This is a genomic window from Leptolyngbya sp. FACHB-711 (assembly GCF_014695615.1).
Taxonomy (GTDB): Bacteria; Cyanobacteriota; Cyanobacteriia; order Elainellales; family Elainellaceae; genus Leptolyngbya_A.
This window is the reverse complement of the sequence record NZ_JACJOR010000343.1, coordinates 1-6655: the sequence shown is the minus strand read 5'-3', so window position 1 is coordinate 6655 and position 6655 is coordinate 1. Positions and strand designations below refer to the sequence as shown.

At 46.8% G+C, this 6655-nt stretch carries 11 protein-coding genes and 1 pseudogene; 6 read left to right on the top strand and 6 right to left on the bottom strand.

The features are described from left to right. The 5 genes from H6F80_RS14225 to H6F80_RS14210 all read left to right on the top strand — a co-directional run. The coding region (locus H6F80_RS14225; RefSeq protein ID WP_190792187.1) for a zinc-binding dehydrogenase at positions 1 to 343 on the top strand (343 nt) is incomplete at its 5' end. Between the two features lie 76 nt (positions 344 to 419). Then, positions 420 to 938, top strand: coding sequence for an SDR family oxidoreductase (locus H6F80_RS14220; RefSeq protein WP_242067357.1), 519 nt, complete (start codon positions 420 to 422; stop codon positions 936 to 938). 54 nt (positions 939 to 992) lie between these two features. Next, a complete protein-coding gene (locus tag H6F80_RS31325; protein WP_242067356.1) occupies positions 993 to 1163 on the top strand; it encodes an SDR family oxidoreductase in 171 nt (56 codons plus the stop codon). Positions 1164 to 1472: 309 nt separating this feature from the next. Then, positions 1473 to 1706 (top strand): tautomerase family protein, encoded by a 234-nt coding sequence (locus H6F80_RS14215; protein ID WP_190792186.1) that lies wholly within the window; start codon positions 1473 to 1475, stop codon positions 1704 to 1706. Between the two features lie 31 nt (positions 1707 to 1737). Then, positions 1738 to 2232: an aldo/keto reductase gene (locus H6F80_RS14210; RefSeq protein ID WP_518523583.1), complete on the top strand. Its 495-nt coding sequence runs from the start codon at positions 1738 to 1740 to the stop codon at positions 2230 to 2232. Between the two features lie 411 nt (positions 2233 to 2643). Here H6F80_RS14210 and H6F80_RS30410 read toward each other — a convergent pair whose 3' ends face one another. From H6F80_RS30410 to H6F80_RS14185, 6 genes and pseudogenes are all read right to left on the bottom strand, one after another. Next, positions 2644 to 3048 (bottom strand): SDR family oxidoreductase, encoded by a 405-nt coding sequence (locus tag H6F80_RS30410; RefSeq protein WP_199296578.1) that lies wholly within the window; start codon positions 3046 to 3048, stop codon positions 2644 to 2646. A gap of 17 nt (positions 3049 to 3065) precedes the next feature. After that, positions 3066 to 3419 (bottom strand): SDR family NAD(P)-dependent oxidoreductase, encoded by a 354-nt coding sequence (locus H6F80_RS30405; protein WP_199296577.1) that lies wholly within the window; start codon positions 3417 to 3419, stop codon positions 3066 to 3068. Positions 3420 to 3427: 8 nt separating this feature from the next. Further along, entirely contained in the window at positions 3428 to 3868 is a 441-nt protein-coding gene (locus H6F80_RS14200; protein ID WP_190792185.1) for a hypothetical protein, read from the bottom strand. Positions 3869 to 3999: 131 nt separating this feature from the next. Beyond that, a complete protein-coding gene (locus H6F80_RS14195; protein WP_190792184.1) occupies positions 4000 to 4590 on the bottom strand; it encodes a nucleotidyltransferase family protein in 591 nt (196 codons plus the stop codon). Further along, positions 4569 to 5687 carry an XdhC family protein gene (locus H6F80_RS30815; protein WP_347277880.1) on the bottom strand — a complete coding sequence of 373 codons (1119 nt, stop codon included), beginning with the start codon at positions 5685 to 5687 and terminating at the stop codon, positions 4569 to 4571. Before H6F80_RS30815 ends, H6F80_RS14195 begins: the two co-directional genes overlap by 22 nt. 39 nt (positions 5688 to 5726) lie before the next feature. Next, positions 5727 to 6089: pseudogene (locus H6F80_RS14185) on the bottom strand (molybdopterin cofactor-binding domain-containing protein); the annotation flags it as partial. A 329-nt stretch (positions 6090 to 6418) separates the two neighbouring features. Between H6F80_RS14185 and H6F80_RS14180 the strand changes: the two are divergent. Further along, positions 6419 to 6562 (top strand): hypothetical protein, encoded by a 144-nt coding sequence (locus H6F80_RS14180; protein ID WP_190792183.1) that lies wholly within the window; start codon positions 6419 to 6421, stop codon positions 6560 to 6562. Positions 6563 to 6655: the final 93 nt, after the last annotated feature.

Sequence of the window (6655 nt, the reverse complement as noted above, 5' to 3'; positions counted from 1 at the left end):
CAGCTTCGATTTCATTCTCGATACTGTCTCTGCCAAACACGACATCAACGCCTATCTCAACCTGCTCCGGCTCGACGGCAACATTACTCTGGTTGGCGCACCAGAAAAGCCACTGGATGTCGCCGCATTCAGCCTGATCATGGGTCGCCGTAGTCTTTCTGGCTCTATGATCGGTGGCATCGCCGAAACCCAGGAAATGCTCAACTTTTGCGGTGAACACAATATTACTGCCGATATCGAAGTCATCCCGATCCAGAAAGTCAACGAAGCCTACGATCGCCTGCTCAAGTCTGATGTGAAGTACCGCTTTGTCATTGATATGGCATCGCTTAAATCGGAATAAACGAGGTGAAACCTCGGCTGATTGATGAGTCTATTAGGTAGAACTCAATAGTGACTCAGCAAAGAGAGGAAATAGGATGATTAAAGACAAAGTTGTGATTATTACCGGTGCATCTTCAGGGATTGGTGAAGCAACTGCAAAATTGCTTGCAAGCAAAAGCGCGAAAGTTGTACTGGGCGCACGACGCGGGAATCAACTGAGACAACTCGTTGATGAAATTCAAAAAGTTGGCGGACAAGCCGTTTATCAAGTGATGGATGTGGTGAACCCATCGGATAACGCGGCGATCGTTGAGCTTGCCCAAGAAACATTTGGTCGTGTCGATGTGATTTTCTTGAATGCGGGCATCATGCCCACTGCTCCACTTTCTGCATTGAAAACGGAGGAATGGAATCAAACGGTGGATGTCAATATTAAGGGTGTCCTCAATGGTGTCGCTGCGGTGTTACCAATGTTTGTTAGCCAAAAATCTGGGCATGTGATCACAACGTCATCGGTGGCTGGATTAAAAGCTTATCCAGGGGGTGCGCTCTACGGTGGAACGAAATGGTTTGTCCGCGATTTCATGGAAGTTCTCCGTATGGAGTCTGCCTAGGAAGGGACTAACATTCGGACTGCGGCCCTTTATCCCGCGGCAATTAACACGGAGTTGTTAGGTCAGATTACCGACCAGGATGCGGCTGAAAAAATGACCAAGCTGTATGAGCAATATGGCATCTCACCCGATCGCGTTGCCAATGTTATAGCGTTTGCGATTGACCAGCCAGAAGACACCAACGTAAATGAATTTACGATTGGTCCAACTACGCAGCCTTGGTAAGGAGAGAGTTAGTGGTTAGGCTGAGGGCGATCGCATTTTGATGGGGCAATCACACAAAAGCACAAATTTGACGATAGCAATAGCGACTTGCAGAGGAAGTAAGCGTGGATGCTACTCGTTTGGAGGCAATTTAGCGACAGTGTTTTTGCAATTGCATCATCCTTCTGATAGCCGCCGCCCGATATGGTGTAGTGATGATTGTCGCTACATACCGTTACTTCAGTGAAAGCAACAAATGGTTATAGTCCATGACCTTCGCACCTAATGGCTTTAAACTTTGTTCAGCAAAGGACTGAAGGAGAAAAAACAATGCCTCATATCAGTATCAAGCTTTATCCTGGCAGGTCGGAACAGCAGAAAGTTCGGGTTGTCGAGCAAATCGTGAAAGACGCTATGTCAATTCTGGAAAGCAGCGAAGACTCGATTTCGGTAGCGATTGAAGAAATCAATCCAGAGGATTGGGTAGAGAAAGTCTGTAAACCAGACATTGTGAATAACCCAGAAAAGCTCTACAAAAAGCCAGGATATAACCCACTTAAATAGCAATAGACGGCTTCGACTTTTAACTGCCCACGTGGTTCAGTCAGTCACCACACTCCAGAGCGAATACTCGCTGTGGTGGAGACAACCTGAAGCAGAAGTGATCCCAACCCTTGAGGAACTTGGCATCGGATTTGTCCCCTACAGTCCACTAGGAAGGGGCTTTCTTACAGGCAAAATCGACGCAAGCACAACCTTCGACAGTTCCGACTTCCGGAGTGGTCTGCCTCGCTTTACACCAGAGGCACTGAAAGCAAATCAAGCCTTGATCGATCTACTGGACAGCATTGCAGAACAAAAACAGGTAACACCTGCCCAAATTGCACTTGCCTGGTTACTGGCTCAGAAGCCGTGGATTGTGCCAATTCCGGGCACTACAAAACTGCATCGCTTGGACGAAAACATCGGGGCGATCTCCGTCGAACTCACGCCCCAAGATTTGCAAAGCATCAACGATGCTGCCGCCAAAATTACTGTGCAAGGAGCGCGTTACCCCGAAAAGTTGGAGCAACTGACAGGTCGGTTGTGACTGAGCAGATTATATTGCGCAATTTGCAAATGGCTTGCGCTTTATCGTGAAGCCTAAAATCCTTACATAGTAGCAACTTTAGCTTTTTTAGAACTTTTACATCTACATCAATCCTAAGAGCAAATGACCTGCGCAAAATTATTCTCTGGAATCTGGAATAATTCCTCAAGCGAAAATTGCCCTTGTTGGACGCTTGCAAATGAGTTGCGCAAAATTTCAGCCGCTGAAGATATTGATGTAAAGGAGTTTCAGGCTTCGTTAAATCTGCGATCGCCAGTAATCATGCAAACAGTCTTATGCCTCTGAAAATTGTCCCTCTAAATCGCTTGCAAATGAGTTGCGTAAAATTTGTAGACACTGAAAGCCTTACAAATAAAGCTATTTAGGACATGCATAGCTAGGATAATTCCCCTATACAGTCAACCCACCATCAATGACGATCGCCTGACCCACAATGTAGGATGCTTGAGTTGAAGATAACCAGAGAATGGCAGCAGCAATTTCCTCAGGTTGGGCAAATCGACCGATGGGAATGGAATCGGCTAATTTTTGCATAGACTGCGATCGCTGTTCTGGTGACAACTCTGCCCAACGACGCTCTAGTCGTGGAGTATGCACTAACCCAGGACAAACGGTGTTAATGCGAATGCCCTGACGAATATATTCCAATGCAGTTGAGCGTGTGAGTCCGACTACGCCATGCTTGCTCGCGGTGTATAGAGAACCAATTGGTGTACCGCTTAATCCGTTTACAGAGGCTACATTGACGATCGTGCCATTTCTCTGTTGTACCATTTGCTGAAGCTGGTATTTCATACACAGCCACACGCCCTTCAAATTAACAGCAGGCTATAGTCTGCTTCGGATTCCGTTAGTTCGGCAGTCGGAGTCAGTGGTACGTTGGCAGCAGCGTTGTTAACAGCGTGATCGATGCGACCATACGCTTGAATCGTTTTTGTTGTCAGTGCTTCAATGTCGGCAGGGTCCGCCATATCCGCCTGTATATACAACGCCTTACCTCCAGATTGGTTGATCTCTGTCTGTAATGCCATACCTGCCTCGACTCCACGAGATGCAAAAACGACAGATGCACCCTGCTTGACAAACGCTAATACAGTCGATCGCCCAATGCCTGAGCTACCGCCTGTCACTAGAACAACGCGATCTTCAAAAGTTGGTAAATTCATAGATCACTTCAAAAAATTTCTTCATGGAGCCATGCTTCAGCTTCGGAAAGCTGGCAAAAGAAGCGTTCATTCGATCGCCCAAGATTTTGATTGTAGAGTGCCATTTTGTTGCAATCATGATGAACGTGAGCGGCTGCAATACAACGGGCGCGATCGGGATTCGGAGGAATGGTATTTTGAACTTCAAAGAGCCGAAAAAATCCAACTTCAAAACCATGTTTTGCTAAAAATGTGGGTATGACGATTCGCTGCTGTTGGTGAACTACTTTGTCCTGCTCACTCACTTCGTAACCTTGAATGTCAATCAGCATCGTAAAGTTGAGGTGTTTAGGAATCTGACGGCTCACTTGCTCCAGGCTTCGCTCCCATGCTTCAACCTGCTCCTGATGCAGTCTGCCTGAAATGCGAGTGCGGAGAATTTGTTTGGTGGAGTCCCAAGTTGTGTGCATTATTTCAGCCATCCTTTCCAAATTCCAGATATGTTGAGCGATACGATGTAGTGCTCCCGCTGAGGTAATTCCTCATTGAGCTTCATCCATAATGCTGCAACCCTATTTTCTTGAAATCCCCCAGTAGGGTTCTAAGCGAGTGATGAAAGAATTTTCAGGTCTTGAGGGACATCTAAATCAATGGCTCCTTCCACGAACGGAATGCTTAAAACGCGGGAGCGATACTGGCGGATGATGAACTTAGCCCCCACATCTCCTTGAAGCGTCTTAAGTTCTAGAAATAACGCTTTATGAAATAGGGCTGGAATACCCAAAATTTCCCCATACTCAGAAGCCACGATCGGGACATTTGTCGTCCGGTGCTTATTAATCAATTGGTGAATTAAGTCGGAAGAAACAAATGGTTGATCACAGACCATGAGAACGATCGCATCTAGTTTAGGGGCGATCGCCACCATCTCCAACCCATACCGAATTGAACTTGCTATTCCTGATTCCCATTGTTCGTTGTAAATAATTTGGATGTCCAGATTTGCTAGGTGTGGAACAATTGTCTCGGCATATGCTCCCAAAACTATCCCAATAGGCTGGCAACCAGTCTGAATCGCCACCTCTGCCATTTGTCGAATCAATGGCTTGCCTTTGTAGGCTAGAAGTTGTTTCGGTTGCCCTAAACGGTTAGAGGCTCCGGCAGCAAGAATCAGGATACCAACTCTAGACATGGCAGTTCTGGAGAAGAATGGATGGAACCCACGCGATCGCGCAGATGACGACCAGAACGCTCACTCAGTACCGCTTGAATTTCCGCCACAATGGAGAGGGCGATTTCTTCAGGTGTTTCGGCTCCGATGTCTAATCCGATTGGGTTATAAAGTTGCTGCATATGTTCGGAACTTGGGTTAACACCGTGTTCAGCCAAGTCTTCCCATAATTTTTGCATTCGCCGCTTCGGACCTAATATTCCTAAATAGCGGAGTTGAGCTGGAATTAGAGTTTTGAGAAACGCCAGATCAGTGAGATACCGATGAGTCATCACAATCGCGATGGTTTGAGGCGTTAGCAGATGATGATAGGCATTCGGCGGATCTGGGATGCAATAGAGGAGTTGATCGGCAAGGGGAAAGCGATCGTGGGTCAGTTGTTCGGGGCGATGATCAATTACTGTAACGTGCCAGCCTAATTGTTTCGCAAACTGCACTACGGGAATCGCGTCATATCCAGCCCCAAAGATCAACAATGGAACAGGTGGATGAATCACTTCTATCAATACATCAATTCGTCCAGTAGATAGAGCGTAGGACTGTACACAAGATTGTTGTTCAATGAGTGATTTTTGCACATCAGTTGCAATTCTTTGAGTAACATCTAAATTGGTTATTTGGTTGATAACTGGAGCATTAAACTTCATCATTAACCGATCGCCCACTTTGACATCTGGCACGTTATCGATAGAAAAGATTGTGGCGATCGCGCCCATTTGTTGCATCATCAAACAATCTTCTACGAATAACATTTGACTGATTACAGCACCGTTCAATGATTCGAGCAAAACATCCACAATGCCATTGCACCCTAAACCAAACCCAAACAAAATGTCATCATTGGAAGTAGTGTCGTATCGTACCAGGATAGGATCACTGTCAGTGGAGAAGAGGGAGCGCGATCGTTCTAAGATATCTGCTTCCAGGCAGCTACCACTGATGGCACTGGTCATCTCACCGTCCTCAGTCAGCAGCATTCGGGCACCCGGTCTGCGGTAAACTGAACCGCTTGTTCGTACAACAGTTGCCAGAACTGCGCGTTTTCCATTGTTTTGAATCTGTTCAAATGCTTGTAGGATTCGCTGTAATTCATAGGACTACGCCATCAACTTGTCAGGAGTGATTGGTAAATTGCGGAATCGTTTGCCTGTTGCGTGGTAAATTGCATTCGCAACAGCCGCAGCAACTCCGGTAATGCCCACCTCACCAACTCCCCGCACACCCAGGGGATTAAACGTCAAATCTGGTTGCCCTACAAAGGCTACGTCAATGCGAGGAATATCGGCATAAGCAGGATAGTGGTACGTTGCCAGGTCATACGCCACGGGATAACCTGTGTTGGGATCAATCCGGCATTCTTCCATCAATGCTTCTCCAATGTCCATGATCACGCTGCCTCGCACTTGGCTGGCTGCAGCTTTGGCATTCATGACCCGTCCAATGTCCATCACTGAAACCCAACGGGTGACTTGCTACTGGCAGCGCCACCCGGTTGCGCTGAGCAATTTTATAAATGGTTTCTGCATCTGCCGTGCCAATTAGATGAGTATGAATTTCAACCTTTGGCATCTCGCACAGGAGTTTGGACATCTGGTTCATTTCACAATTTGCCCCCATAATTTTCCCAATCCGTATGCCCTAGAAACGGCTTGGCACAATCCTTACATAAATAGCATTGCTTGCTGTAGCGATGCCTGTTCTTCGACAAGCGGAAAGACTGGGAACTGAAAGATCGGCAATTGTAGCAATTGAGGTAAGAGCCAAATGTCTGCGTCTCTTGTGGAGAGGCATGTTGTGGCAATGGGTGGCGATGGTTTCTCAATGGAACCCGATAATCCTCTTCTGGATCAATACATTTCTTGGACTCGTGGATAAGCCACAGCCCAAAGTTTGTTTTCTACCAACGGCGGGTGGAGACAGCGATCGTGCCTAATCAATCCACTGCTACTGCAAATACTCCAATACAACCATTCCCTCGAGATGGGTACCTTAAACTGGGCGAGGCTGTTTACGTGAGCGATTTCCA

Excerpts from the sequence above, each read along its gene's own strand:
- H6F80_RS14215 (WP_190792186.1), top strand. The coding sequence starts at position 1,473 with ATGCCTCATATCAGTATCAAGCTTTATCCTGGCAGGTCGGAACAGCAG.
- H6F80_RS14195 (WP_190792184.1), bottom strand. The coding sequence starts at position 4,590 with ATGTCTAGAGTTGGTATCCTGATTCTTGCTGCCGGAGCCTCTAACCGT.
- H6F80_RS14180 (WP_190792183.1), top strand. The coding sequence starts at position 6,419 with ATGTTGTGGCAATGGGTGGCGATGGTTTCTCAATGGAACCCGATAATC.
- H6F80_RS14200 (WP_190792185.1), bottom strand. The coding sequence starts at position 3,868 with ATGCACACAACTTGGGACTCCACCAAACAAATTCTCCGCACTCGCATT.
- H6F80_RS14220 (WP_242067357.1), top strand. The coding sequence starts at position 420 with ATGATTAAAGACAAAGTTGTGATTATTACCGGTGCATCTTCAGGGATT.
- H6F80_RS30405 (WP_199296577.1), bottom strand. The coding sequence starts at position 3,419 with ATGAATTTACCAACTTTTGAAGATCGCGTTGTTCTAGTGACAGGCGGT.
- H6F80_RS30410 (WP_199296578.1), bottom strand. The coding sequence starts at position 3,048 with ATGAAATACCAGCTTCAGCAAATGGTACAACAGAGAAATGGCACGATC.